25 protein-coding genes are annotated in these 25,774 nt (G+C 65.2%); 16 read left to right on the forward strand and 9 right to left on the reverse strand.

What is annotated here, in order from left to right:
* Nucleotides 1-3 precede the first annotated feature (3 nt).
* From EZM81_RS05300 to EZM81_RS05325, 6 genes are all read left to right on the forward strand, one after another.
* Nucleotides 4-972 carry a type II secretion system F family protein gene (locus EZM81_RS05300; protein WP_135448887.1) on the forward strand — a complete coding sequence of 323 codons (969 nt, stop codon included), beginning with the start codon at nucleotides 4-6 and terminating at the stop codon, nucleotides 970-972.
* 7 nt (nucleotides 973-979) lie between these two features.
* Nucleotides 980-1,966, forward strand: coding sequence for a type II secretion system F family protein (locus EZM81_RS05305; RefSeq protein ID WP_136645049.1), 987 nt, complete (start codon nucleotides 980-982; stop codon nucleotides 1,964-1,966).
* A 44-nt stretch (nucleotides 1,967-2,010) separates the two neighbouring features.
* A complete protein-coding gene (locus EZM81_RS05310; RefSeq protein ID WP_136645050.1) occupies nucleotides 2,011-2,568 on the forward strand; it encodes a tetratricopeptide repeat protein in 558 nt (185 codons plus the stop codon).
* A gap of 54 nt (nucleotides 2,569-2,622) precedes the next feature.
* The gene (locus EZM81_RS05315; protein WP_136645051.1) at nucleotides 2,623-3,480 is read left to right on the forward strand and encodes a lipopolysaccharide assembly protein LapB; all 858 of its coding nucleotides are present in this window, start codon (nucleotides 2,623-2,625) and stop codon (nucleotides 3,478-3,480) included.
* Nucleotides 3,480-3,977, forward strand: coding sequence for a prepilin peptidase (locus tag EZM81_RS05320; RefSeq protein WP_240783990.1), 498 nt, complete (start codon nucleotides 3,480-3,482; stop codon nucleotides 3,975-3,977). The genes EZM81_RS05315 and EZM81_RS05320 overlap by 1 nt, the downstream gene beginning before the upstream one ends.
* Nucleotides 3,978-4,040: 63 nt before the next feature.
* The gene (locus EZM81_RS05325; RefSeq protein WP_135448883.1) at nucleotides 4,041-5,357 is read left to right on the forward strand and encodes an ATPase; all 1,317 of its coding nucleotides are present in this window, start codon (nucleotides 4,041-4,043) and stop codon (nucleotides 5,355-5,357) included.
* 55 nt (nucleotides 5,358-5,412) lie between these two features.
* On the opposite strand, the gene EZM81_RS05330 is transcribed toward EZM81_RS05325, so the two are convergent.
* Nucleotides 5,413-5,964 carry a 5-formyltetrahydrofolate cyclo-ligase gene (locus tag EZM81_RS05330; protein WP_135448882.1) on the reverse strand — a complete coding sequence of 184 codons (552 nt, stop codon included), beginning with the start codon at nucleotides 5,962-5,964 and terminating at the stop codon, nucleotides 5,413-5,415.
* Nucleotides 5,961-7,331 carry a magnesium transporter gene (gene mgtE, locus EZM81_RS05335; RefSeq protein WP_135448881.1) on the reverse strand — a complete coding sequence of 457 codons (1,371 nt, stop codon included), beginning with the start codon at nucleotides 7,329-7,331 and terminating at the stop codon, nucleotides 5,961-5,963. The genes EZM81_RS05330 and mgtE overlap by 4 nt, the downstream gene beginning before the upstream one ends.
* Nucleotides 7,332-7,453: 122 nt before the next feature.
* On the opposite strand from mgtE, the gene guaD reads away from it, so the two are divergent.
* From guaD to EZM81_RS05370, 7 genes are all read left to right on the forward strand, one after another.
* Nucleotides 7,454-8,737 (forward strand): guanine deaminase, encoded by a 1,284-nt coding sequence (gene guaD, locus EZM81_RS05340; RefSeq protein WP_135448880.1) that lies wholly within the window; start codon nucleotides 7,454-7,456, stop codon nucleotides 8,735-8,737.
* 89 nt (nucleotides 8,738-8,826) lie between these two features.
* On the forward strand, nucleotides 8,827-9,639 hold the full coding sequence (locus tag EZM81_RS05345) for a TIGR00282 family metallophosphoesterase (RefSeq protein WP_135448879.1): 813 nt from the start codon (nucleotides 8,827-8,829) through the stop codon (nucleotides 9,637-9,639).
* Nucleotides 9,640-9,814: 175 nt separating this feature from the next.
* Entirely contained in the window at nucleotides 9,815-11,593 is a 1,779-nt protein-coding gene (locus EZM81_RS05350; RefSeq protein WP_135448878.1) for an SLC13 family permease, read from the forward strand.
* Nucleotides 11,594-11,603: 10 nt separating this feature from the next.
* The gene (locus EZM81_RS05355) at nucleotides 11,604-11,960 is read left to right on the forward strand and encodes a hypothetical protein (RefSeq protein WP_136645052.1); all 357 of its coding nucleotides are present in this window, start codon (nucleotides 11,604-11,606) and stop codon (nucleotides 11,958-11,960) included.
* Between the two features lie 155 nt (nucleotides 11,961-12,115).
* Nucleotides 12,116-12,856 carry a YebC/PmpR family DNA-binding transcriptional regulator gene (locus EZM81_RS05360; protein ID WP_136645053.1) on the forward strand — a complete coding sequence of 247 codons (741 nt, stop codon included), beginning with the start codon at nucleotides 12,116-12,118 and terminating at the stop codon, nucleotides 12,854-12,856.
* Nucleotides 12,857-12,949: 93 nt separating this feature from the next.
* Entirely contained in the window at nucleotides 12,950-13,408 is a 459-nt protein-coding gene (locus EZM81_RS05365; RefSeq protein ID WP_240783989.1) for a cytochrome c, read from the forward strand.
* 183 nt (nucleotides 13,409-13,591) lie between these two features.
* Nucleotides 13,592-13,798, forward strand: coding sequence for a cold-shock protein (locus EZM81_RS05370; protein ID WP_135448984.1), 207 nt, complete (start codon nucleotides 13,592-13,594; stop codon nucleotides 13,796-13,798).
* Between the two features lie 55 nt (nucleotides 13,799-13,853).
* On the opposite strand, the gene EZM81_RS05375 is transcribed toward EZM81_RS05370, so the two are convergent.
* A complete protein-coding gene (locus EZM81_RS05375) occupies nucleotides 13,854-14,732 on the reverse strand; it encodes a LysR family transcriptional regulator ArgP (protein WP_136645054.1) in 879 nt (292 codons plus the stop codon).
* A gap of 82 nt (nucleotides 14,733-14,814) precedes the next feature.
* Here EZM81_RS05375 and EZM81_RS05380 point away from each other — a divergent pair, with 82 nt between their 5' ends.
* Nucleotides 14,815-15,195, forward strand: coding sequence for an ACT domain-containing protein (locus EZM81_RS05380; RefSeq protein WP_135448875.1), 381 nt, complete (start codon nucleotides 14,815-14,817; stop codon nucleotides 15,193-15,195).
* A complete protein-coding gene (locus EZM81_RS05385) occupies nucleotides 15,188-15,790 on the forward strand; it encodes a LysE/ArgO family amino acid transporter (protein WP_135448874.1) in 603 nt (200 codons plus the stop codon). Before EZM81_RS05380 ends, EZM81_RS05385 begins: the two co-directional genes overlap by 8 nt.
* Nucleotides 15,791-15,803: 13 nt before the next feature.
* On the opposite strand, the gene EZM81_RS05390 is transcribed toward EZM81_RS05385, so the two are convergent.
* From EZM81_RS05390 to EZM81_RS05400, 3 genes are all read right to left on the reverse strand, one after another.
* Nucleotides 15,804-16,121, reverse strand: a complete 318-nt coding sequence (locus EZM81_RS05390) for a ribonuclease E inhibitor RraB (protein ID WP_135448873.1) — start codon at nucleotides 16,119-16,121, stop codon at nucleotides 15,804-15,806.
* A 390-nt stretch (nucleotides 16,122-16,511) separates the two neighbouring features.
* Complete coding sequence (locus tag EZM81_RS05395) at nucleotides 16,512-17,852, reverse strand: 8-oxoguanine deaminase (RefSeq protein WP_136645055.1); 1,341 nt, start codon at nucleotides 17,850-17,852, stop codon at nucleotides 16,512-16,514.
* 130 nt (nucleotides 17,853-17,982) lie between these two features.
* Nucleotides 17,983-18,714 carry an SDR family oxidoreductase gene (locus tag EZM81_RS05400; RefSeq protein WP_136645056.1) on the reverse strand — a complete coding sequence of 244 codons (732 nt, stop codon included), beginning with the start codon at nucleotides 18,712-18,714 and terminating at the stop codon, nucleotides 17,983-17,985.
* Between the two features lie 106 nt (nucleotides 18,715-18,820).
* Here EZM81_RS05400 and EZM81_RS05405 point away from each other — a divergent pair, with 106 nt between their 5' ends.
* The gene (locus tag EZM81_RS05405) at nucleotides 18,821-19,921 is read left to right on the forward strand and encodes a hypothetical protein (RefSeq protein WP_136645057.1); all 1,101 of its coding nucleotides are present in this window, start codon (nucleotides 18,821-18,823) and stop codon (nucleotides 19,919-19,921) included.
* Between the two features lie 36 nt (nucleotides 19,922-19,957).
* Here the strand turns inward: EZM81_RS05405 and galE are convergent, their stop codons facing one another.
* From galE to EZM81_RS05420, 3 genes are all read right to left on the reverse strand, one after another.
* On the reverse strand, nucleotides 19,958-20,944 hold the full coding sequence (galE, locus tag EZM81_RS05410) for a UDP-glucose 4-epimerase GalE (RefSeq protein WP_135448869.1): 987 nt from the start codon (nucleotides 20,942-20,944) through the stop codon (nucleotides 19,958-19,960).
* A 17-nt stretch (nucleotides 20,945-20,961) separates the two neighbouring features.
* A complete protein-coding gene (locus EZM81_RS05415; protein WP_136645058.1) occupies nucleotides 20,962-24,198 on the reverse strand; it encodes a calcium-binding protein in 3,237 nt (1,078 codons plus the stop codon).
* A gap of 181 nt (nucleotides 24,199-24,379) precedes the next feature.
* Nucleotides 24,380-25,684 carry a UDP-glucose/GDP-mannose dehydrogenase family protein gene (locus EZM81_RS05420; protein WP_135448867.1) on the reverse strand — a complete coding sequence of 435 codons (1,305 nt, stop codon included), beginning with the start codon at nucleotides 25,682-25,684 and terminating at the stop codon, nucleotides 24,380-24,382.
* Between the last annotated feature and the right edge of the window lie 90 nt (nucleotides 25,685-25,774).

Here is a 25,774-nt window from a genome sequence, read left to right on the forward strand (position 1 = left end):
GACATGCAGATCAGCGCAGCACCTCTCATCTATATCCTGATCTTCGTCGCCGTCGTGGTAATCGTCGAGGGCATCTATCTGACGGTTTTCGGCAAGTCGATCAGCCTGAACAGCCGGCTCAGCCGCCGGCTGTCATTGCTGGAAAAGAATGCGAACCGCGAACAGGTGCTGGAACAGCTTCGCAAGGAGATGAACCAGCACCTCAATTCCAAGAACATCCCGCTGTATTCCGTATTTGCCAAGAAGGCCCAGCGCGCGAACATCGCCTTTTCGCCCAAGGCCCTGATCGGAATCATGGGCCTTGTGTCGGTGCTGGCCTTCTTCATGCTGACGGTGATGACCGGTGCAGAATTCTCCGTCCGGGTGATCCTGGGGGCCACCATGGGCATCGGCGGCGTCTATTACTGGGTGAACAGCAAGGCCAAGAAGCGCATGGCGCTTCTCGAGGAACAGCTTCCCGATTCGATCGACCTCATGGTGCGGTCGTTGCGCGTGGGCCATCCTTTCTCCACAGCCATCGGAATTGTTGCCAAAGAAATCCCCGATCCCCTGGGTTCTGAATTCGGTGTGATCGCGGACGAGGCTGCCTATGGCCGCGACGTGACGGAGTCTCTTAAAGCCTTTGCCGAGCGGATGGACAGTCAGGACCTGCGGTTCCTCGCGGTTGCCGTGTCGATCCAGCAGCAGTCGGGTGGTAACCTGGCCGAAATCCTGGACGGCCTGTCCAAGGTCATCCGCGCGCGGTTCAAGCTGTTCCGCCGGGTCAAGGCCATCACGGCCGAGGCGAAATGGTCGGGCATGTTCCTGTCGGGCTTTCCGATCGTCGCGCTGATCATGATCAACGTGATCAAGCCCGACTATTACGACGGCGTGAAGGAAACGCCTGCCTTCGTTCCTGCGGCGCTGTTCGTGATCGTCTTCCTGATCATCAACATCATCTACATGAAGATGATGACCAACATCAAAGTGTGAGGCGGCCATGAACCCGTTTTCCGATATCAACGCGATGCTGGTCGAAATCCTTGGCCCCCTTGGCCCCCTGCTGGCCATTGGCGGGCTGGGCTTGCTGCTGGTGCTGATCGCGCTGCCCTCGGTGATGAAAAAGCAGAGGGACCGGTTCCGCGAGCTGAAGCAGGAACAGCCTGGTACAGGCGCGCCAGACAAGAAGCGCGCCCTGCGGCGCACCGAGCGGATCGACAAGCTGGACAAGTTCGCCAAGTTCCTGGAACCGCAGTCGAAGGAAGAGCTGTCGGCTGCCAGGCTGCGGATGCTGCGCGCGGGCTACACGTCGAAGGATGCAGTGCGCATGTTCCACGCGATGCAGTTCGTGCTGGGGATCACGTTCCTGGTCATCGGGATCATCGTGGCACTGATCAAATCCGCTAACGGCGAAATGTCGGGCACCCAGATGCTGATGTATACGCTGCTGCCCTGCGCCATCGGCTACTATCTGCCGCGCTACTGGGTCGATCGACGGCTGCAGCAGCGCCAGACCGAGATCATCGAGGGCTTTCCCGACGCGCTTGATCTGATGCTGGTCTGCGTCGAGGCCGGCCAGTCGCTGGACCAGTCGATCATCCGCGTGGGGAAGGAATCGCGCGCCGGATATCCGGCACTGGCGGACGAATTCGACATGGTCGCGCAGGAGGTGAAGGCTGGCAAGGAACGGGTGGTCGTGCTGAAGGACATGGCCGAGCGCGTGGGTGTGCCGGACGTGGCCTCGTTCGTGACGACCCTTGTGCAGTCGGCAACCTTCGGAACCTCGGTGGCCGAAGCGCTGCGGGTCTATTCGGCCGACATGCGCGACAAGCGGATCATGCGCGCCGAAGAGAAGGCAAACATGTTGCCGACGAAGCTGACCCTTGGCAGTATGCTGTTCACGGTTCCGCCTCTGCTTGTCATCCTGATCGGGCCGTCCGTGCACGGTATCGTGACGATGATGGCGCAGATGCGGGGCGGAGGCTGACAAGAACAAGCGGGCAGCAATCCGCGCCACAGGCAAGGGGCAGCGTGCGTCTCAGGGTCATCCTTCCGGTTCTGCTGCCTTTTGCGCTGGCCGCCTGCGTTCAGTCGCAGGGCGTGACACGCAACGCCCCCTTCGGCATCGATGCCCGTGGCAAGAGTGTCGATGGCCTGCTTGTCGGCCACAGGCTGATGGAAGCCGGGGAATACGAACTGGCGCTGAAGGCCTACTATCGGGCAGTGGGCGAACACGGGATGAACGTCGACACGCTGTCCGCCATCGGTTCGGCCAACCTGGCCCTTGGCCGGCTTGGACAGGCCGAACAGATTCTTCGCCGGGCGCTGGAACAGGATCCCACCTTCGTTCCTGCGATGAACAACCTGGGGGTCGTCCTGATGGAGCGGGGCGAATACGGCGAGGCGCGGGTCTATTTCCAGCGCGCCTTCGCGCAGGACAGTGGCCAAACGGACTCGATCCGTGAAAATCTGAAGCTTGCTATCGCCCGAAGCGAAGCAAGCGTGTATGATGCCGCGGAGGAACAGAAAGGCGGGTTCCGCCTCGTCCGGCAGGAGAAGGGCAGATACGTGCTTCTCACGCAGCTCTAGGACGGAGCCCCGAGCAGTAAGACGAAAGAACAGTCTTCAAGAAGGACGCGAAACATGCGCCACCCCGGACTTGTCGTGCTGTTTCTTGGCAGCGCCGTTGTCCTGTCTGCCTGCCAGAAGAATTCCGACGCCCAGGTGCAGCGGGCCCTCAAGGACGTCAACGTCATCGATGAAAGCAACCTGAACGATCTGATGCTGACGGTCGGCGATCCGAACGAGGCCGTCGCCTATTTCACGCGTGCGTCCCAGCAGAACCCCGACAGGGTAGATCTGCTGCGCGGCCTGGCAAAATCGCTGATCCGGGCCCAGAAGCCCACCGAGGCAGTCAGCGTCTGGCGCAAGGTCGTTGCCCACAAGGACGCGACGGCCGAAGACCGCGTGATGCTGGCTGATGCCCTGATCCGGTCGAACCAATGGGCCGAAGCGAAGGCCGAGCTGAACTCCATCCCCCCGACGCATGAAACCTTCGACCGCTATCGTCTGGAAGCCATGGTCGCGGACGCGGACAAGAACTGGAAGAAGGCCGACAGCTTCTATGAAATCGCCGCCGGGCTGACCACGAAGCCGGCTGGTGTGCTGAACAACTGGGGCTTCTCGAAACTCACGCGGGGTGATTCCGCCGGCGCCGAAAAGCTGTTCATCCAGGCGCTGACCTATGACCCATCGCTGTTCATCGCCAAGAACAATCTGGTCCTTGCACGGGCCGCACAGCGCAAGTACGACCTGCCGGTGGTGCAGATGACGCAGACCGAGCGGGCGGAACTGCTGTATTCCATGGCGCTTGCCGCGATCAAGCAGGGCGACATCACCGTGGGCAAGGGGCTGCTGCAACAGGCCATCGACACCCATCCGCAATATTTCGAAGCCGCCGCGCGCAGCCTTGCCGCCCTTGATTCGAACGTGCGCACCTGATGATCACCCCGACTGGCGCACTTATCCTGCTGGTTCCCGTGCTGCCCATCGCGATCTGGGCCTCGGTCAGCGACATGAAGCGGATGAAGATTCCGAACAAGGCAGTGCTGGCCATGGCTGCGGTTTGGCCGCTTCTGGGCTGGCTGGCCGTGCCGACCTGGAGCGCGTGGTTCTGGGGCTTCGGGATCATGGCGATCACCCTGGTGGCGCTTTACCTGCTGTACACGACCGGAACCTTCGGGGCCGGTGACGCCAAATATGCCGCCGCAATGTCGGGCATATTCGTGGGCACGCCGATCGATTGGCTGTTCGTCCTGATCGCCTCGTGCATGATCGGCGCGCTGATCGTTCACCGGATCATGCGCGGTATCCCGGCGGTGCGGCGCATGACACCGGACTGGGAAAGCTGGGTTCAGCGCCGGTTCTTCCCCTTCGGTCTGGCCCTTTCCGGGATGGTCGTCGTCTACCTTGTTGCCGCCATCTGGCCCCAAGTCTGACACAAGTTACGTCTACGACTCAAATCGAAGCAGACTGCGTCGATTGTCCACGGAGCTTGTCGAATGAACGCTGAAGCCCCGGTGTCGGGCGTCCAACCGCCGCCCTCGCCCCGTTCGCTGGCCGATACGGGCCTTTCTGTCGTGATGATGCGGGACATCCTGCTGAAGTCGATGTTCCGCACGAACCAGGATCAGGTTTCCGCCCTGTCCAAGATCGTCTGCCTGTCGGTGCCGCTGGTGCAGGAACTGATGGACATTGCCCGTTCGCAGAAACTGGTCACCGCGACCGGCACGCTGCATGCTACGGCCGGCAGCGAAATGGGCTACGAGCTGACCGATGCCGGGAAGGCCCGCGCGCTGGATGCTCTGTCGCAGTCGGAATACTATGGCGCCATGCCGGTGCCACTGGACCAGTACACGGCGCAGATCAGGCGCCAGTCGGTGCGCGACATCCGGCTGAACCGCGAACAGCTGATGGCCGGCATGGGCCACCTGATCCTGCCGCCTGATCTGATCGACAACCTCGGCCCGGCGGTGACCTCGGGCCGGTCGATCCTGCTGTATGGCCCGCCGGGCAACGGGAAATCCTCGATCAGCCACGGCATCCGTGCCGCGCTTGGCGACAAGGTCTATGTGCCGCGCGCCATCGAATATTCCGGCCAGATCATCAGCGTCTACGACCCGATCGTGCATTCCGCAGCCGAAATGGCGGTAGACGACCCGAACAGCCTGCGCCGCACCTCGAACCGTTTCGACAACCGCTATGTCTATTGCGAGCGTCCCAGCGTGATCACCGGCGGCGAACTGACGCTGGACATGCTGGACCTGAACTACAACCCCACGGCCCGCACCTACCAGGCCCCGCTGCAACTGAAGGCGACCGGGGGCATCTTCATCATCGACGACCTTGGCCGCCAGCAGGAACCGCCGCAGAAGATCGTCAACCGCTGGATCGTGCCCCTGGAAGAAAGCCGCGACATCCTGGCGCTGCAATCGGGCGAGAAGTTCACCGTGCCCTTCGACACACTGGTGATCTTTTCCACCAACTTCCACCCGAACCAGATCTTCGACGGCGCGGCCCTGCGCCGGATCTTCTTCAAGATCAAGATCGACGGGCCCAGCCAGGAGAACTTCCTCAAGATCTTCGCCATGGTGGCACGCAAGAAGAAGATGCCGCTGGACGAAAGGGCGCTGATGCATCTGATGAAGGTCAAGTTCCCGACCATCGACAACAACTATGCCAACTACATGCCGGTCTTCCTGATCGACCAGATGATCGCGGTCTGCGAGTTCGAGAACATCCCCTACCAGATGACACCGGAACTCATCGACCGCGCCTGGAGCAACATGTTCGTCCGTCAGGAAGAAATCGCGCACTGACGGACGGCGCGTCGTTCGACGTTGTCCTCCTCCCCGACAGCAAGGGGGGACAACGTCATCGACGGGAAAATTCGGTCACGCCCCGTTCCGTGACGATCGCATCCAGAGGCTGGTCGGTCGGCTCGGTCGGCACCTCATGTACCTCTTGCGCCGAATAGGCGAAGCCCACCGCCAGCACCGGGTGGCGGGCGCGAAGGCCTTCCAGCGTCCGGTCGTAGAAGCCGCCGCCATAGCCCAGCCGGTATCCCCGTGCGTCATAGGCCAGAAGCGGCACGATCAGCACCTGCGGCTCCAACCAGGCACCATCTTCCGGGATCAGGGCCTTGAAGGCGCCCTCGACCATCTTCGCGCCGGGCGACCATTCGCGGAACCGCAGCGGCTGGCCCTTGCCGATGATCACCGGCACACCCACAGGGCCCTGATGCGCGGCCATCGCCGGCAGGGGGTCGATCTCTGTCCGCATCGGCATGTAGCCTGAAAGCACCTTTCCGGCATGGGGCGACAGGTAGTCGGCCAGGATCTCGGCTGCCTGCCCCTGCCCCGCCGCGTGTGCCTCTGCCCGGCGGGCAAAGGCCGCCTGGCGCGCCAATGTCTTGATATCGTTCATAGCAGCATCACCGTTGCAAGCCCGAGGAAGGCAAAGAACCCCATCACGTCGGTAAGAGTGGTGACGAAGGTGCCGCTGGCCAGGGCAGGGTCAAGCCCCATCCGGTTCAAGGTCAGCGGCACCAGCACTCCGCCCAGTGCCGCGACCATCTGGTTCACGATCATCGCCATGGCCAGCACCAGCCCCAGATGCCAGTCGCCGAAGATCAAGGATCCGGCCGCGCCCAGTATGAGCGCAAGGCCCAGCCCGTTCAGAAGGCCCGCCAGCAGCTCCCGCCGCACGACGCGCGCCGCATTGGCCTGTGTCAGGTCGCGCGTGGCCAGCGCACGCACGGCAACCGCAAGCGACTGCGTCCCCGCGATCCCGCCGGTCGAGGCGACGATCGGCATCAGCGCGGCCAGCGCCACGATCGCGGCAATCGTTGCCTCGAACTGGCTGATGACCACCGCCGAAAGCGAGGCAGTGGCAAGGTTCACCACCAGCCAGGGCAGGCGTTGCTTCACCGTCTCGACCGGCCCGTCGCTGACCGAAGCCTCGTCGCCCACGCCAGCCAGGCGCAGCATGTCTTCCTCGTGCTCTTCGTCCAGCACGTTCATCGCGTCGTCGATGGTGATCACGCCCACCAGCCGCCCGGCCGCATCCACCACCGGGCAGGAAATCAGGTGATACTGGTTGAAGATATAGGCCACATCCGATTCAGGGTCGGTGGCCTCGACGGTGCGGAAACTGTCCTCGGTGATGTCCGCCAGCTTCGCCTCGCGGCCCGAGGACAGGATGCGCCCCAGCGTGGCGTATCCCACCGGCTTCATCCGCGGATCGACCAGGATCACGTGATAGAACTGGTCCGGCAGGTTCTCGGCCTTGCGCAGATAGTCGATGGTCTCGCCCACGGTCCAGTGTTCGGGCGCCACCACCACCTCGCGCTGCATCAGGCGGCCGGCGGAATATTCCGGGTAGGACATCGCCTGTTCGACCGCCACGCGGTCGGCATCCTCCAGCGCGTCGAGGATCACCTCCTGCTGCGGCTCGTCCAGGTCTTCCAGGATATCCACGACATCGTCGGTCTCCAGATCGCGGACCGCCTCGACCAGCACTTCGCGTGGCAGGGCCTCGACAACCTCTTCCCGGATCGCCTCGGAAATTTCCGAAAGGATCTCGCCGTCGATCTCGTGCGACCACAGCGCCAGAAGCGCCCGGCGGTCGGCCGGACCGATCTGTTCCAGAAGGTCGGCGATATCGGCGGCGTGCAGCGGCTCCAGCAGCGCATCGACCGCCTCGCGGTTGCCGGCCTCGACCGCCTCCAGAACCGCGTCGATCCGGTCCTGGCTCAGCATCTCTTCCTCGGTCTCGGCCAGATGTTCCGCCATGCGCCCCCCATCCGATTGCCGCGTGCCCGGAGAAAACAGTTTCACCGAAACAGGGGCAGCAGGCAAATTTACCCCGGACCGGAATGCCCTTAGTCTTGCGGCGTGACAAGGGGATAACATCCATGGATCTGCTGATCGGCCAGGTCATTCGCTTTGATGGCGACCCGTTCCGCGACGGACTGTCTGCCGCCCGGCCGATAAGCGGCGGCGCGGTCGCGATCGAGGGTGACCGCATCACCGCCGTAGGGCAGGCCGCCGATCTGCGCGCGCGTTTCCCGCAGGCTCGGGTCCATGATCATGGGACAAAGCTCATTTCCGCCGGCTTCATCGACGCCCATGTGCATTACCCGCAGACCGCAATCATCGCCTCCTGGGGCAAACGGCTGATCGACTGGCTGAACACCTACACCTTCCCCGAGGAGATGCGCTTTTCCGACCCTGCCTATGCCGCCGATGTCGCAGGGCGCTACCTTGACCTGGTGCTGGCGCGCGGCACGACCACGGTGTGCAGCTACTGCACCATCCATCCCGAAAGCGTCGATGCCTTCTTCACGGCCGCCCGGGCGCGCGGGATGCGGGCCTTTGCCGGCAAGACCTGCATGGACCGCAATGCCCCCGAAGGCCTGCGCGACACCGCGCAGTCGGCCTACGACGACTCGAAGCGGCTTCTGGGGAAATGGCATGGGCTGGACCGGCTGTCTTATGTCATCACGCCGCGCTTTTCGCCGACCTCTACGCCGGAACAGCTGGCCGCGCTGGGCGCGCTGTGGCGCGAACATCCCGAATGCCTGATGCAGACCCACCTCAGCGAACAGACAGACGAGATCGCCTGGGTGAAGACCCTTTTCCCGCAATCGCGCGATTATCTGGAGACCTACGAGGCGCACGGCCTTCTGCGCGAAGGCGCGGTCTACGGCCATGCGATCCACCTTACCGACCGCGAGCGCGCCCGGCTGATCGAGGCCGGCGCAAGCCTTGTTCACTGCCCGACCTCGAACACCTTCATCGGTTCGGGCCTGTTCGACATGGGGCTTGCGCAGTCGCTTCGCGTGGGGCTTGCAACCGATACCGGCGGTGGCTCCAGCTTCTCGATGCTGCGCACCATGGCCGCCGCCTACGAGGTCGCGCAACTGCGTGGCCAGTCGCTGCACCCCGCCCAGCTGTGGTGGCTGGCGACGCAAGGCTCGGCGCGCGCCCTGCATGCCGAAAACCGGATCGGCAACATCGCCCCGGGGATGGAGGCGGATCTCGTCGTGATCGATCTTGCCTCTACCCCCGCAATCGAACAGGCCACCCGCCGGGCAGGCGACCTGTGGCAGCAGCTTTTCCCGACGATCATGATGGGCGACGACCGCGCTGTGGCCGAAGTCTGGGTGGGCGGGCGGCGGCTTCTGCCCGCTGGTTGAGCGGCAGAACGGGTTCTGTGCCGAAGAATCTGTCGGCATTCTTGCCAATCCCCTTGCCCGAGCCCGAAGCGCCGCCTAAGCCCGTGACCATGAGATTGCTCTTTCTTGGGGATGTGATGGGCCGTTCGGGGCGGACGGCCATCATCGAGCGCCTTCCCGGCCTGCGCGAGGCCTGGGGTCTGGACTTCGTCGTGGTCAATGGCGAGAACGCCAGCCAAGGTGCCGGGATCACGGGCGAACATGCCAGGGCACTTCTGGCATCAGGTGCCGATTGCGTGACTCTGGGCGACCACGCCTTCGACCAGAAGGACATGCTGAGCTTCATCGAACAGGAACCTAGGATCATCCGTCCACTGAACTTCTCGAAGGTTGCGCCAGGCAAGGGGCACCGGGTGTTCGCGGCGACGCAGGGCCGCAAGGTTCTGGTGACGCAGGCGCTGGGCCAGGTGTTCATGAAACGGCCGTTCGACGATCCGTTCAGCGCGCTGGAGTCTGTCCTGAAGGCGCATACCCTGGGCAGTGTGGTGCAGGCGTCGGTTGTGGACATTCATGCCGAGGCAACGTCGGAAAAGATGGCGACAGGCCACTGGTGCGACGGCATGGCCAGCCTCGTGGTGGGCACGCATACACATGTGCCGACGGGGGATGCGATGATCCTGCCGAAGGGCACCGCCTACCAGACCGATGCAGGCATGTGCGGCGATTATGACAGCGTGATCGGGATGGAGAAGCTGGAGCCCCTGCGCCGGTTCATCACCGGAATGCCCAAGGCACGTTTCGAGCCGGCCGGGGGCGAGGCCACCCTGTCGGGGGTCTTTGTGGAAACCGACGACCGGACAGGTCTGGCGAAACGGGTGCGGATGGTGCGCGTGGGCGGGCGGTTGCAGGAGGCCGTGCCATGAACGGATCCGCGGCCGTGGCCCCCCCACCCCCTCCCTCCCCCACGCGGGGGGAGAGAGGCGCCCCATTCCGCAGGCGGCCCATGCTGTCAGGGCCGCGGGCAACGGGGATGGGCACTGTTCATCCTGCCGAACGGGCGGTGCAGCATCCCCCCGCCCGGCAGCGCGGAGGCGTCTGATGTTCGGCGTCGTCCTGCCGCCCGAGATCATGCCCTGGGTCGCGCTGGCGATCCTGGGCGGAATGCTCGTTCTTTTCGTGCTGGAGACCTATCCGGTCGAGGTCACCGCCATCGGCGGGGCAATGGTGATGCTGGTCCTGGGGATCCTGCCGCAGGATCAGGCGACACGCGCCCTGTCGAACGCCGCACCCTGGACGATCGCAGCGATGTTCATCCTGGCGGGCGCGCTGGTGCGCACCGGCACACTGGAAACGGCGACACAGTTTGCGCTGCGTCATGTGGAAAGGCGACCGGTGCGTGCGCTGGCGGCGATCGCACTGGGCGTGCTGGCAATGAGCGCCTTCCTGAACAACACACCAATCGTGGTCGTGATGATCCCGGTCTTCATGCGGTTGGCGCAGGCCATGCAACTGTCGCCCTCCAAACTGATGATTCCGCTGAGCTACCTGGCGATCCTGGGCGGGACGATCACGCTGATCGGCACCTCGACCAACATCGTCGTCGATGGCGTGGCACGGGCGCAGGGGCTGGACGGGTTCGGCATCTTCTCGATCACGCCTCTGGGGATCGCCGCTTCGATGGTGGGCGTTGCCTATCTGCTGCTGTTCACCCGGCGCCTGCTGCCCGACCGCGACAGCATGGCGGCGCTGCTGGGCGACCGGGCGCCGATGAAATTCTTCACCGAGGTCGCGGTGCCCGAAGACAGCCCGATCATCGGCCAGAGGATCAACGAGGTCGCCCTGTTCAAGGCTGACCGGATGCGGGTGGTCGATGTGCTGCGGGGCGACCTGTCGCTGCGCCGCGAACTGGCGGATGTGGTTTTGCAGGCGGGTGACCGCGTGGTGCTGCGCACACCAATGAGCGAGGTGCTGGCCCTGCAGGAATCAAGGGAACTGCGGCTGGTGGACAAGCTGTCATCGGTGCAGACCGCGACGGTCGAGGTGCTGATCACCCCCGGTTGCCACATGGTCGGCCGATCTCTGGGATCCATGCGCCTGCGCCGCCGCTATGGCGTCTATCCGCTGGCGGTGCATCGCCGGAACCAGAACATCGGCCGGCAGCTTGACGACCTGGTGGTGCAGGTGGGCGACACGCTGCTGCTGGAAGGTGCGCCTGGCGACATCCAGAAGCTGGCGGCCGACATGGAACTGGTGGACATCTCCTCTCCGTCGGAAAGGCCCTTTCGCCGGGCCAAGGCACCGATCGTGATCGCAGTCATGGCTGCGGTGATCGGGCTGGCGGCACTGGACGTGGCGCCGATCCTCTGGCTGGCGTTCGTTGGGGTCGGGATCGTGCTGGTTACCCGCTGTATCGATGCCGACGAAGCCTTTGGCGCCGTGGAAGGCCGGCTTCTGGCTCTGATCTTCGGAATGCTGGGCGTGGGCGCGGGGCTAGAGGCGTCGGGTGCAGTGAAGATGATCGTGGACTGGGCCGCGCCGCACCTGCACGGCATCCCGCCGATCCTGGTCATTCTGGGGATCTACGCGCTGACCTCGTTCCTGACCGAGATCGTGACGAACAATGCGGTGGCGGTAATCCTGACGCCGATCGCCATCGGGCTGGCAGTGGAACTGGGGGTTGACCCGCGGCCCCTGGTGGTGGCGGTGATGTTCGGGGCCTCGGCCTCGTTCGCGACACCGATCGGCTATCAGACGAACACGCTGGTCTATGGACCGGGGGGCTATCGCTTCAGCGACTTCCTGCGCATCGGCGTGCCGCTGAACATCGTGATGATGCTGGCGATGTCACTGTTGATACCCGTATTCTTCCCGTTCTGAGGAGATTCCGATGAGACAGCTGATCCTCGCGCTGCCGGTCCTCATGGCGGCCTGCGTCGCGCCCGGAACACCGCAGCCGCAGGCGGCACGGCTGTCAGCCGAGGCGCTGACGCTGACCTTGTCGGATGGCACGATCTGCCGGGCGCGCTGGGCCGAGGCCGGCGGCGTGGGCCGGATGGACGATTGCGGGCCGGGTTACGGCTACAGTGTCCGCGTGGTCGAGAACCCGAATGTGCTGCGCCAGCTCTGGACAGGCCTGACCGGGGCGCTGGGGGCCGAAGGCGCCGTGCCGCCGATGGCAGAGGTGGTCATCACCGATGCCATGGGGCGGGATCATGTCTTCGTCTCGCCGCCGCCGAGGGACTAGGGGGCGCTCGTCGTGCGTATGCGCCTTCCGTTCGCAGGGATGCGACGACGCAAAACGCAGCCATCACGGGGCGTTTCGGGGTGCCTGGGGTTGCCCTGATCGGCCTGGCGGGTGTAGAGGGGCGCATCACTCGAAATGGGACCGGAGTAAGGGCCATGGCAGGCCATTCGAAATGGGCGAACATCCAGCACCGCAAGGGCAAGCAGGATGCGATCCGCTCGAAGATGTTCTCGAAGCTGGCGAAGGAAATCACCGTCGCTGCCAAGATGGGCGACCCCGACCCCGACAAGAACCCGCGCCTCCGTCTGGCGGTCAAGGCGGCGCGGGCGGCCTCGATGCCGAAGGATGTGATCGATCGGGCGATCAAGAAGTCGCAAGCCGGAGATGCGGCGGACTATACCGAGATCCGCTACGAAGGCTATGGCGCCGGCGGGATTGCCATCATCGTCGAGGCGATGACCGACAACCTGAACCGCACGGCCTCGAACGTCCGCAGCTATTTCACCAAGGCGGGCGGCAACCTGGGTCAGACCGGCAGCGTCAGCCATGGCTTCGACCGGCTGGGCGAGATTTCCTATCCGCTGTCGGCCGGGTCGGCCGATGACGTGATGTTGGCCGCGATCGAGGCCGGGGCGGATGACGTGGTGACCGACGAGGATGGCCACTGGATCTACTGCCAGGTCGAGAACCTGTCGGCCGTTTCGGATGCGCTGGAAAAGACGCTGGGGGAATCCACCGAGTCGAAGCTGATCTGGCGGCCGCAAACCCGGACCGAGGTCGATCTGGAAACCGCGCAGAAGCTGATGAAGCTGATCGACCTGCTGGAAGAAGACGACGACGTGCAGACCGTCACGCACAACTTCGACGTGCCCGACGACGTGGCCGCGAAGCTCTGAATCCTTTCTCTTTCGCGGGCTCTTCTGCGGACAGGGGCCTCCGGCGACGGGGCACCTTGTCTTTTTGACATGACCTGCATCAAGGACAGGAACATGGCCGGGAAGCAGCCTTTTGCCAGCTTGAACGCGGAGGATGCGATGATCCGGGGCATGGTGATGGCGCTTCTGATGGGGCAGGCCACAGCGGCCTGGGCCGAAGGCGAGGTGACGGTCGGCAACGCCGGCGATGGCAAGGTGCTGTTCCAGAAGCATTGTGCGGTCTGCCATGGAACGGCGGCTACCGGCAACGGGCCCATGGCGCCTGTCCTGCTGATCCAGCCAGCCGACCTGACCACGCTGGTCGCCCGCCATGGCGGCGTCTTTCCGCTGGAACGGGTTGCCGCCCGGATCGACGGGCGCGACCCTCTGGTGTCACATGGCAGCGACATGCCGATCTATGGCGACTTCTTCGAGGGCCAGGATGTGACGATGAAAACCCATACCGGACAGCCCCTGATGACCAGCCAGCCGATTGCCGATCTCGTGGCCTGGCTTCTGACCGTCCAGCGATAGGGCCGCCATCGGCCAGCGATCTTTTCGCGCACCCCTTGCATTCTGCGGCCGGAAGGCGCATGTGCATGAGGCAGGGTTTCCTTCTTTCGTTTTCTGTCTGCTTCGGCCTTCAGCTTCGATCGACACGACACTTGGGCCGGGCCACCGCATTTCGCGGGTGGCAACATGACAGGAGAGATCACGATGGCCAATGGCACCGTGAAATGGTTCAACGCCACCAAGGGTTTCGGCTTCATCGCCCCCGCGCATGGGTCGAAGGACGTATTCGTCCACGTCACCGCGCTGGAGCGTGCGGGCATTCGCTCGCTGCCCGATGGGCAGGCCGTGACCTATGACATCGAGCGGGATCGCAACGGTCGGGAATCGGCTGTGAACCTGGCCTTGGCGTAAGCCTTATGTCCCTTCGGGGTCGGATGACGGGGGTGGCGAAAGCCGCCCCCGTTTCCTATTGCACGAGGCTTTCCCCTGCGGCGGCACGGATCGCCTGGGTCACCGGGCGCAGCGCCGGGGCGGCAAGGCGGGTGAACTGCCAGTGCAGCGCCACGTCAAGCGGCGTGCCGGGCACCAGTTCCACCAGTGCACCCGCGGCAAGATGCGGGGCTACAAGCACCTCCGGGTTCATGCCCCAGGCGAGTCCGGCAAGGCAGGCCTCGACAAAGGCCTGGGACGAGGCGATGCGATGGCTGGGAAAGGCCGGGTGGCGGGCCCCGGTCACCAGCGAGACCCAGCGTTCCTGCAGGCGGTCCTTGTCAGAGAAGGTCAGGCCGGGCGCGCGCGACAGGGTCTGCACCGTGACGCCCTCGGCAAACCAGCGTGCAGCAAACGCGGGCGTGGCGGTGGCGCGGTAGCGCAGGCAGCCCAGCGGGACCGTATCGCAGCCCTGCAATGGCCCCGCATGGGCGGTAATGGCTGCGACCACCTCGCCGCGCCGCAGCCAATCCTGGCTGACATCCTGATCGTCGATCACCAGATCGAACAAAAGCCCCTCGGTCGCGGCCAGCGCCGGGATCACCCAGGTCGCCAGACTGTCGGCGTTCACCGCAATGCGCAGAGTGGCGGGGCCTGCGGCAAGGCCGGGCAGATCTTGCGCAAGCGTCGTCTCCAGAAGGGCGATCTCGTCATGGTGGCGGATCAGTCGCAGGCCAGGCGGCGTTGCGGTGCAGGGCTGGCCGCGGCGGATCAGCAGGGTACCTGCCCGTTCCTCCAGTGCCTTGATCCGCTGCGAAACGGCCGAGGGGGTAATGTGCAGGTCAGCCGCCGCAAGCTCGAACGAGCCCCGGCGGTGGACTGCGGCCAAGGCAGCAAGCTGGGCGGGGTCTATCATTAGCCTGGCTAATCTTGACTCAGGAAGATTAACTGGATTGTTGCATCATCCCGCCGTAGGTCAAGGAAAACGGAAGGGAACCATGGCCGGACGCGATCTTGCGGTGCTTTTGCGAAGCATGCAGCCGGTGCTGCACCCAGATCCATATGGCTTTGCGGTGGCGGCCACCGCACTGCCCTTCCAGCCCTTTGCCACAGTGGCAGAAGACGAAGGTTTGACGGTCGTTGCGCCCCTAGCGGCAATGCAGGCGGCAGGGCTTGGGTCGGCCCCCTGGGCACGGATCAGCCTGACTGTCGTCAGCGACCTTGCGGCCGTGGGGCTGACGGCGGCTTTTGCGAATGCCCTGGCCAGGGTCGGCATCAGCTGCAACGTGATCGCCGGGGTGCATCACGACCATCTGTTCGTCCCGTGGGAGCAGCGCACCGACGCAATGGCGGCGCTGGAGACGCTGTCACATGCTTGAAGCAGCGCTGAACGGCTATCTGTTGGCTCTGAGCCTGATCCTGGCGATCGGGGCGCAGAATGCCTTCGTGCTGCGGCAGGGTCTGCGCCGGGAACATGTGGCGCCGGTGGTTGCAGTCTGCGCGATTTCGGATGCCCTGCTGATTGCAGCCGGGGTGGCAGGGTTCGGCACGCTATCGGCGCGGTTGCCCTGGTTCAGCGAGGCGATGCGCTGGCTGGGCGTGGCGTTCTTGCTGAGCTACGGCGCCCTGCGATTCCGCGCGGCCGCGAAGGGTGGCCAGGCGCTGCAGCCCAGCGATGCGGGCGCCGCGCCGCTGGCCAGTGTGCTGGCCACCAGCCTGCTGCTGACCTGGGCCAATCCGCATGTCTATCTGGATACGGTGGTGCTGATCGGCTCCATCTCGGCCCAACATGCCCCTAACCAGGCGATTTTCGGGGTAGCGGCCGCCTGCGCAAGCCTGAGTTTCTTTGCCGCGCTTGGGTTCGGCGCAAGGCTGCTGGCGCCTGTCTTTGCCCGCCCCTCGGCCTGGGTCGGGCTGGAGGTCGGCGTCGGCGTGACGATGTGGGCCATTGCGGCGGGGCTGGCCCTTGGCTGATCGCCAAGTGCGGCTATTCGGCCAGTTCCCAACCGTCGGGGTAGAAGTCGTGCTTCAGCGCGATCTCGGTTGCGATCCGCTCGTATTCCCAGATCGCCTCGGGCGTCACCGGAATCGGGCCGATTGCGGCGATCAGGGTTTCCCCGTCCTTGAGCCGCCTTGTGCGGAACCCGGCCAGGCGAAGGGCGCGTTCCAGCGCGGCCCAGCTGGCATCAAGCTCCTCGATGAAGAAGGCGTATTCGACGACCGCCGTCTTGGGCAGGCTGATCCCCTTCGACTGGCGGAAGGTCTGAAACGTTTCGCGCCGCTGAGCGGCATAGTCGTGCGGCATGGGCGGCCTCCTGCAAGGCGGGTTCTATCCTAATCGATGCCCGTACAGAAGCCCCGGTGCAACGCGGCGCCCAGGTCCGGCTGCGGGCGTTCAGCGCCCGGAAGATGCCCGGCTTGAGCTTTCGCCAGACGCCGTGCCTGCCTTCCGTCATGTTCCGCAAAGCCGTTTCGCAGCCACGGATGATCGGCTCTTCGCCAAGGGGCGCGAAGCTTCGGACGCTTAGGGTGCTGAGCACGGCGAAACGGCCGGCAGGTGCCGGATCCGGGTGACCAGGCGGCCCTTGGCATCCTTGGCGGCGAATCCCAGGACGATCGGATGGATGGGCCGCCTCTGCCAGAGCGCGGGCGTCCTTCTGGCCGCCACGAAAGGAAACGGCCGGGAAACCCGATGCTAGGCGACCAGCCGCCGCGCCAGTGCGCGCTGACGTTCCACGAGGCGCGGCAGATCCAGCGTGACGATCTGGCCGTCGCGCACCACCTGTCGCCCTTCGACGATCAGGTGGCGCACCCTTGTCGGCCCGCACAGCACCAGGGCAGCCACCGGATCCCATGCCCCGGCCGTCTCCATCCCCGAAACATCCCAGATGGCAAGGTCCGCGCGTTTGCCCGGCTCGATCCGTCCCAGGTCGTCCCGCCCCAGCACCCGCGCGCCGCCCAGTGTCGCAATTTCAAGCGCCTCGCGCGCGCTCATCGCATCGGCGCCCAGCGCGACGCGTTGCAGAAGCATCGCCATCCGCGCCTCGGCGATCAGGTTGCCAGCGTCGTTCGAGGCCGATCCATCGACAGCCAGCCCCACCCCGACCCCCGCATCCCGCAGGGCGCGGACCGGGGCAATGCCGGAACCTAGTCGACAATTCGAACATGGACAGTGGGCAACACCCGTGCGGCTGCGGCTGAAAAGTTCAATTTCCGAACCAACCAGCTTGACGCAATGCGCGTGCCAGACATCCGGCCCGGTCCAGCCCAGATCCTCGGCATACTGGCCGGGGCGGCAACCGAAGCGGTCCAGAGAATAGGCGATGTCCTCGTCGTTCTCGGCCAGATGGGTGTGCAGCATCACGCCCTTGTCCCGCGCCAGCAAGGCCGCGTCGCGCATCAGCTCACGGCTGACCGAGAAGGGTGAACAGGGTGCAAGGCCGACCCGGATCATGGCGCCCGCGCGCTGATCGTGGAATGCGTCGACAACGCGGATCATGTCGTCAAGGATCGCAGCCTCATCCTCGGCCAGCGCATCTGGCGGCAGGCCCCCTGCGCTTTCCCCGATCGACATCGCCCCCCGCGTCGGGTGAAAGCGCAGCCCCACCTCGCCAGCTGCCGCGATGGTATCGTCCAGCCGCGCGCCGTTGGGATAGAGATACAGATGGTCCGAGCTCAGCGTGCAGCCCGACAGCGCCAGTTCGGCCAGCCCGACCTGTGCCGAGACGAACATCTCTTCCGGTCCGAAGCGCGCCCAGATCGGGTAAAGCGTCTTCAGCCAACCGAACAGGAGCGCATCCTGCCCGCCCGGAACCGCGCGGGTCAGTGTCTGGTAAAGGTGGTGATGGGTGTTCACCAGCCCCGGCGTCACCACGCAGCCCCGCGCTTCGATCACCTCGGCCTCGGCCCGGGCCAACCCGTGGCCCACCGCAAGGATCACCCCGTCGCGCAAATAGACATCTGCGCCGGCAAGCTCCTCGCGGCGGGCATTCATCGTCACTACGGCATCGGCGTTTCGGATCAGCAGGTCGGACATCGGCGCACCCCTTCGCGCACCCTTCGGCCGTCAGCTGGCAAAGCCCAGGGACGACCGTCAGAAGGGGGAAGGACACGGGCGCCTTGTCCCCCCTATAGCCGCGCGCCTGCGGCTGGGGCAACCCCGTTGGTCAGACGTTCGACCAGCCGCCGTCGATCACATGCGCGACGCCTGTCGTGAACGACGATTCATCCGATGCCAGATAGACGACCAGCGCCGCGATTTCCTCGGCCGTGGCCAGCCGCCCTGCCGGCTGGCGCGCAAGGAAGGCCGCCCGAGCTGCCTCATAATCGCCCGAGGCCCGCATTCGTTCCCGCAGCGAGGGCGTATCGACCGTTCCGGGGCAGATCGCGTTGCAGCGGATGCCTCTGGCGACGAAATCGGCTGCGATGGCCTTGGTCAGCCCGATCACCCCGGCCTTGGTCACGCCATAGACCGCCCGGTTCGGCGCCGCGATGATCGAACCGACGACCGAAGCCATGTTGATGATGTTGCCATGGCCGCGTTCCAGCATGCCCGGCAGGACCGCCTTGCACATGCGGAACATGGAGGTCAGGTTCAGATCCAGGCTGAAGGCCCAGGTCTCTTCATCGCAGTCCAGGATCGTGCCGTTTGCCACAAATCCCGCGCAGTTGAACAGAACGTCCGGGATGCCGACCTCGGCAAAGGTCGCGGTGATGGCAACGGGGTCGCGCACGTTCAGCACCCGCGTCTCGCAAGACCCGAGGTCGGCCAGTGCCGCATCGTTCACATCGGTTGCGATGACGCGTGCCCCCTCCCGTGCCATGGCCAGAGCCGAGGCTCTCCCGATGCCTGCCCCGGCCGCCGTCACGAAGACTGTCTTGCCGTCCAGTCGTCCCATCCTGTCCTCCTGCCGTTTTGCGGGCAGACTAGCGCGGGGAAAACTGACATGCCAGTTCCCTTTGGCCCGTCGGCGCGCTAGCCTGTCCGGCAACGGAGGGTTGCCCATGATCCACGCGCTTCAGGCCAGAGGCATTCAGGTGGGTTTCGTCGCCCGGGGTGGCGTGCTGCGGCATCTCGCCGTCGAGGACGAAAGCACAACGATCGCACCCCTGCATCATGCCCCCTGGGCGCCTTGGGAGGTGCCAGCCGGTGCGCCCCCGCACCAGTCGTGGCTGGCGGGGGATTTCCTGGCCGCGCCGATGGGACCGGGGCCGGACGGGCTGCACGGGCTGCCTGCCAATGGCGACTGGCTTGTGGTGCCGGCTGGGTCCGGCACCCTGCGCGCGGTGCTGGAGGGCGCCGTCCTGGGTGCGACAGTGGTCAAGGAACTGTCGGTCAGCGACGACCACCCCTTCGTTTACCAGCGCCACCTGTTCATCGGTGGGAACGGCAGCCTTCCGGTATCAAACCATGCGATGATCGCGGTCCCGAACGGTGCCAGGCTAAGCTTCTCGCGCAAGCGCTGGTGGGAGACGCTGGCCGAACCGCTGGAGACGACCGGCGGCCGCTCGAAACTGGCCTACCCGCGCCGGGCCGAAGATGCGGCCGAGTTTCCCGCCGCAGACGGCGGAACGGTGAACCTGCACCGATACCCGTGGGGCGAAGCGCATGAGGATTTCGTGGCCGGGGTGGAAGACCCGGCCTCGCGCCTGGGTTGGACTGCCGTGGTTCGCCCGGCCGAAGGTGATCTGGTTCTGTCGCTGCGGAACCCCCGCGCCCTCCCCCTGACCATGCTGTGGCATTCGAACGGCGGGCGGGATTATGCGCCGTGGAATGGGCGGCACCGCGGCTGCCTCGGGGTAGAGGAAGGCGCTGTCCTGCATGTGCTTGGCCTGTCGTCGCGGGAAGATCCCGATCCGCTGACCGCCGCCGGCCAGCCCGCGCTGGTGACGCTGGACCCGCAGGGCACGGTCGAGGTGCGGCACATCCTGGGCGCGATCCGCTGGCCATCGGGTCAGTCGGTGGCGGGGGTGATGCTGGACGGCGACCTGCTGACCGTCACCGGCGACTGGGGCGCGGAACGCAAGGTGCCGATCCGGGAGGGATGGCTGGGGCTTGCCGCCGACCGGACGGCTGCCCCGCTGAGACTGGACTGGGATCTCTGACAGCCGGGCATCGGGAACCGCCGCGTTTTTCCGCGCCTACTCGGCAAACCCCGGCTTTTGGGCCCAGGCCCAGGCGTCGCCAATCATCTGGTGCAGTGTCGAATGCCGTGCATTCCATCCCAGTTCGGCCACCGCGCGGGTCGAGGACGACACCAGCGACGCCGCATCCCCGGGCCGCCGCTCGCCGATCAGCAGCGGCACTTCGCGGTTGGTGACCGCACGGCTGGCCTCGATCACCTCGCGCACGGAAAAGCCGCGCCCCGTTCCAAGGCAGAAGACAGCGTCACCGCGCCCGGCCAGAAGATACCGCAGACCCAGCACATGCGCTTCGGCAAGGTCGGTCACGTGCACATAGTCGCGCACGCAGGTGCCATCGGGCGTCGGATAGTCCGTGCCGTGCAGTGTCAGTGCCGGCCGCTTTCCCGCCACCGCCTCAAGCATCAGCGGAATCAGGTGGGTCTCCGGCCGGTGCTGTTCGCCGATCTCGCCTTCGGGATCCGCGCCCGCCACGTTGAAATAGCGGAAGATCACATGCCGGATCCCGAAGGCCCGACCGAAATCGCGCAGCATCCCCTCGATCGCCAACTTCGACCCGCCATAGGCATTGATCGGCATTTGCGGCGTCTCTTCGGTCAGAAGCACGCCGTCCTGATCGCCATAGGTCGCGCAGGTCGATGAAAAGACGAAGTGGCGCACGCCAGCGACCGCACAGGCCTCCAGCAGGTTCAGCGCGCCGCCCACATTCACACGCCAGTAGCGTGCCGGATCCTGCATCGACTCGCCCACAAGCGAAAGGGCTGCAAAATGCATTACCGCGACCGGGCGATGCTCGGCCAGCGCCGCGTCGATCGCCGCACGCTCCATCACGTCGCCGCAGACCAGCGGCCCCCATCTTACAGCCTCGGCCCAGCCGGTGGACAGATTGTCGAACGCAACGGGCGTGAAACCGGCGCGCGCCAGCGCCTTGCAGGCATGGGCCCCGATATAGCCCGCACCGCCCGTAACCAGCACCTTTTCGGTCATTGCCCCGGCCTTCGCGGTTACAGGAACAGGATGTCATCCGTCAGGAGTGATGCGTCGAAAACTCCCCGGATGTCCAGAGCGGACCCATGGCCCAAGTCAAAGACCAGGCCGTTCGATGTCACCATTGCTCCGGCGATGATCGCGTCGATCGCAGGGGGACCTCCATCCCACAAGCCAGCATCCAGCACGATCCTGTCCTGCCCGTCGGTGAAATCCATGATCACGTCCTGGCCGCCGGAGAATACGAAATGATCCACTCCCGCACCCCCGGTCAGCGTGTCGTTGCCACTGCCGCCGAAAAGCCAGTCATTGCCCGCGTCGCCGTTCAGAACGTCGTCGCCGTCACCGCCGACCAGCGTATCATTCCCGACCCCGCCGAAAAGGCTGTCGGCGCCGGCAGCGCCGTCCAGAAGATCGTTCCCGTTGCCTCCGTACAGCCGATCACCACCGCCATCGCCGTAAAGCAGGTCATGGCCATCCCCCCCGATCAGCGTGTCGTCGCCGTTGCCGCCGAAAAGCGTGTCGTTGCCGGCACGGCCGTCCAGAAGGTCGGCCCCCGCACCGCCGTAAAGCCGGTTCGCCGCCCCATCGCCCCGCAGCGTGTCGGCATGGGACGAACCCTCAAGCCCCTCGATCCCCACCAATACGTCGCCCTTCGCCTCGCCCGTGTTCGCCGAGGGCGTCGCCATGTCGACCAGAACACCAGAACCCGCATCCCCCCACGAGGCGATGTCGAACCCGGCGCCACCGTCCAGCCGATCCGCCCCGGCCCCGCCGAAAAGAACGTCGTCCCCCTCGCCGCCGTAAAGCACGTCGTTCCCGCCACCCCCGATCAGATGGTCCGAGCCGGACCGGCCCTCGATTCGGTCATCGCCGTCAAGGCCAAGGAGGAAGTCACTCTCGTCACTGCCGAAGATCGTGTCAGCAAGGTTGGTGAACTCGAACGCCTCGATGGAAATGAAGACATCACCCTGCGCATTTCCGGTGGCCTGGCCTGCGTCCTTCAGATCGAAGCGCATGCCCGCTGCACTGTCGGCATAACTTGCCGTGTCGAAACCGCTGCCGCCATCCAGCCGGTCGACCCCCGCACCACCCATAAGCGTGTCGTCACCATTGCCGCCGAAAAGGGTGTCGTTGCCCGCACGCCCGACAATCAGGTCGTTGCCGTCATTCCCCCAGATCCCGTTGGCCTGGGCATCGCCCCGCAGCGTATCGCCGTGGCGCGAGCCTTCAAGATCCTCCATCCCGACATAGCGGTCACCCGTGGCATCGCCCGTGTTGGCCTCGGGCGCTGCCATGTCGGCGACCAGTCCGCTGCCGGAGTCACGGTAGCTGATGCGATCACGTCCAGCGCCTCCGTCCAGCAGGTCCGCGCCAGGGCCGCCATAAAGCGTGTCGTTCCCGGCCCCGCCCCGGAGCGTGTCATTCCCGGCCCCACCGGACAACCGGTCATCCCCCTCGGCCCCGTCCAGCAGATTGTCGGCTGCATTTCCCGTCAACGTGTCGCCGTAGCGCGAGCCGATAAGGCCTTCGATGCCGTGATAGATCTGCCCGGCGGCAAGGCCCCTGTTCTGGCCGGGGGCCTGAAGGTTGACCACCTGCCCTTCGCTCGCCTGCGACAGATCGATCATGTCCAGTCCGGCGCCGCCGTAGATCGTGTCGGCCCCCGGGGTGACGATGAACCGGTCGTCGCCATCGGTGCCGGACAGCAGGTCGCTTTGAACGGTGCCGGTGATCACTCCCTCGGGCGGAGCAGAGGGCGGTGCGTGCCAGAGGCCGACGAAATCCGTCAGCCGGAACTGGCCTGGCAGGATCGGCTGACCGTTGGCCGAGCGGATTTCCAGCACCTCGTCGCCATGGATGACCAGAGCGCCCGTCGCGGTCGGGGTGATGGTCAGTGCGGCCAGCGAATGGATGCGCCCCCAGGCCGACAGGTCGATCCGGTCCATTCCGGGCTGGAAATCGGCGATGAGGTCCGGTGTGCCATCACGCGCCAGAACGAAAATGTCGGCCCCGGCACCGCCGTAAAGTGTATCGGATCCGCCTCCGTCCGACAGGATGTCGGCCCCGGCACCGCCGGACAGCAGATCGTCGCCGTCGCCGCCGAGCAGCATGTCACCTGCTGCCGAACCGGTCAGCGTGGCGGCCTCGGGCCCGGCCAACTGGATCGGGGCGAGCAGGCCGGGATCAAGTGTTAGGCGGGTGATGCCCGCCCCTTCGCCGGCGATGAACAGGTCGATCCTGCCGTCCACCACCCGGGCCGTCATCGCGGTGATGTTCTGCAAGGCAAGCCCGGGCACCTGCAACTGCTGGCCCACCATGACCAGCTGGCCATCGGGCAACATGGTCATCACGGTGATCCCACCATCACTGCCGCCGGCGAAAATGAACACGCGCCCATCGACGATCACGGTCGCGATGGACTGGACGGCGGCAAAGCGGGTGTCCAGCGTGTCGATCACATGATCGGCCACCCGCATTTCGCCGCCGGGTGCGATCTCGATGACGCTGATCGAGGAAGTTCCGGTCGAGGCGACGACCAGATAGGTGACCCCGGCCATCTCGACCACCCTGACCGCCGCAGGATCGGCGATGCCCAGACCCTGCGGCACGCCCAGCACCCTGGGTTGTCCAAGGGCGCCGTTTGCACCTAGGGGAAAGGTGCGGATGACATCGGCCTGAAGCGAAAGGCTGACCAGATGCATCTGCCCGCCCACGGTGACCACGGTCAGGCCTGAAATGTCGATGCCCGACTGCGTTCCCCCCAGCACACGGCTGCCGATCAGGGTCATGCTGCCATCCGGCGCGACGGAATAGGCGTGGATCGTGCTTTCGCCGCTGCGCGCGGCATAGAAGAAGGTATTGCCTGCGACCTGCACCACTGCCTGCGCGGACAGCGCGCCGCCCAGGCTGCCCGGAAGTTGCAATTGAGCGCCCAGCGCCCCTGTGCCGGTCAGGCCATGGGCCAGCACTCCTCCCGAATTCGTTCCGGTGACAACAAGATGCGGGGTTCCACCGACCATGAGCAGCTCCAGCCGGGCGGGTGCCGGAAGGGTACTGCCAGGCGCGATCTGCCGCTGGTCGACCAGGGTCATGGCCTGACCGATCTCCAACACCATCAGCCCACCGCCCGAGCGGGTTGCAGAGCACAGCAGAACCCTGCCGTCCCGCACCAGCAGTTCCATGTCGCTGATCCCCGAGACCAGATTCAGCGGTGCTGCAGTGAAAGTCTCAGCCACCTGAAACGCATACATCCCAGCCTCCGGCCCCGCGCACACCCGTTCGCACGGGACAAGGGATTGCCGGTCAATGGCTCACGCGCATGGTTCCATCCCGGCGCAATCCGGGCAATTCGACAGGGTTTTCCGCAAATACTACCAGTCCAGAGGCGACAGCCTGCTGCAGGTGCCGTCGGGGGCGGCGTGAAGGCCTGACCTAGCGGCCAACGCCGACATAGGCGGCAAAACCTGCCGCGCGCACTTCTGCCGGGTCGTAGACATTGCGCAGATCCGCCATCCGCGGCATCGTCATCTTGCGCGCAAGCCTTGCCAGATCGAGACCGCGGAATTCGTTCCATTCGGTCAGCAGCACCACCAGATCGGCACCGGTTGCTGCCTGGTAGGGATTGTCGACCCACTTCACACCGGGCAGCAACGCCTCTCCCTCGTGCTGGCCTTGGGGGTCGCAGACGCGCACCTTGGCCCCCGCCCCGACCAGCGCCGGAACGATGGTCAGCGACGGCGCATCGCGCATGTCGTCGGTGTTGGGCTTGAAGGTCACGCCAAGCACGGCAATCGTCCGGTCGCGCAAGGTTCCGTCGCAAAGATCGACGATCTTGTCGATCATACGCCGCTTCACCTCGTCATTGACCTTGATCACCGTCTCGACGATCTGCAACGGCACGGCAAAGTCCTGCCCCGTGCGGGCCAGCGCCTTGGTATCCTTCGGAAAACAGCTGCCACCGTAGCCCGGCCCTGCGTGCAGGAACTTGTCGCCGATGCGACCGTCCATTCCCATGCCGCGCGCAACCGCCTTGACATCGGCGCCCACGCGCTCGCACAGGGCGGCGATCTCGTTGATGAAGGTGATCTTGGTGGCCAGGAAGGCATTGGCCGCATACTTGATCATCTCGGCGCTTTCGAGGTCGGTATAGACCACCGGGAAATCCCGCAGCGACAGCGGCCGGTAAAGTTCGGCCATGACCTTGCGCGCCTTCTCTGTCTCCACACCGATCACCACGCGGTCGGGGCGCATGAAGTCATCGATGGCGGCCCCCTCGCGCAGGAATTCCGGGTTCGAGGCAACGTCGAAATCTGCTCTCGGATTGGCCTCGCGCACCACCTCGGCCACCTTGCGGTTGGTGCCGACCGGCACGGTGGACTTGGTCACCACCACCGCATAACCGGTCAGAGCCCGGCCGATTTCCGCCGCCGCCGCCATCACATAGCTGAGATCCGCATGGCCGTCGCCGCGCCGTGTGGGCGTGCCGACCGCGATGAAGACAGCCTCGGCCCCATCCACTGCAGCCGCCAGATCGGTCGTGAATGACAGCCGCCCCGCAGCGACGTTCTTGGCCAGCAGCGCATCTAGCCCGGGTTCGTAGATCGGCACCTCTCCCGCATGCAGCCGCGCGATCTTGCCCGCATCCTTGTCGACGCAGACCACTTCATGACCGAAGTCGGAAAAGCAGGCGCCAGACACAAGACCGACGTAACCCGTTCCGATCATAGCAATCCGCATCGGCTCTCTCTCCAGGTGACATGCATTCTGTCTATGCACGGCGACCCGACGTGTCAAATCCGGGAACGGGTCTGGCAGGTTCCTGGCTGG

The sequence above is a fragment of the Tabrizicola sp. YIM 78059 genome (assembly GCF_004959785.1).
In the GTDB taxonomy this organism is placed as follows: Bacteria; Pseudomonadota; Alphaproteobacteria; order Rhodobacterales; family Rhodobacteraceae; genus Tabrizicola; species Tabrizicola caldifontis.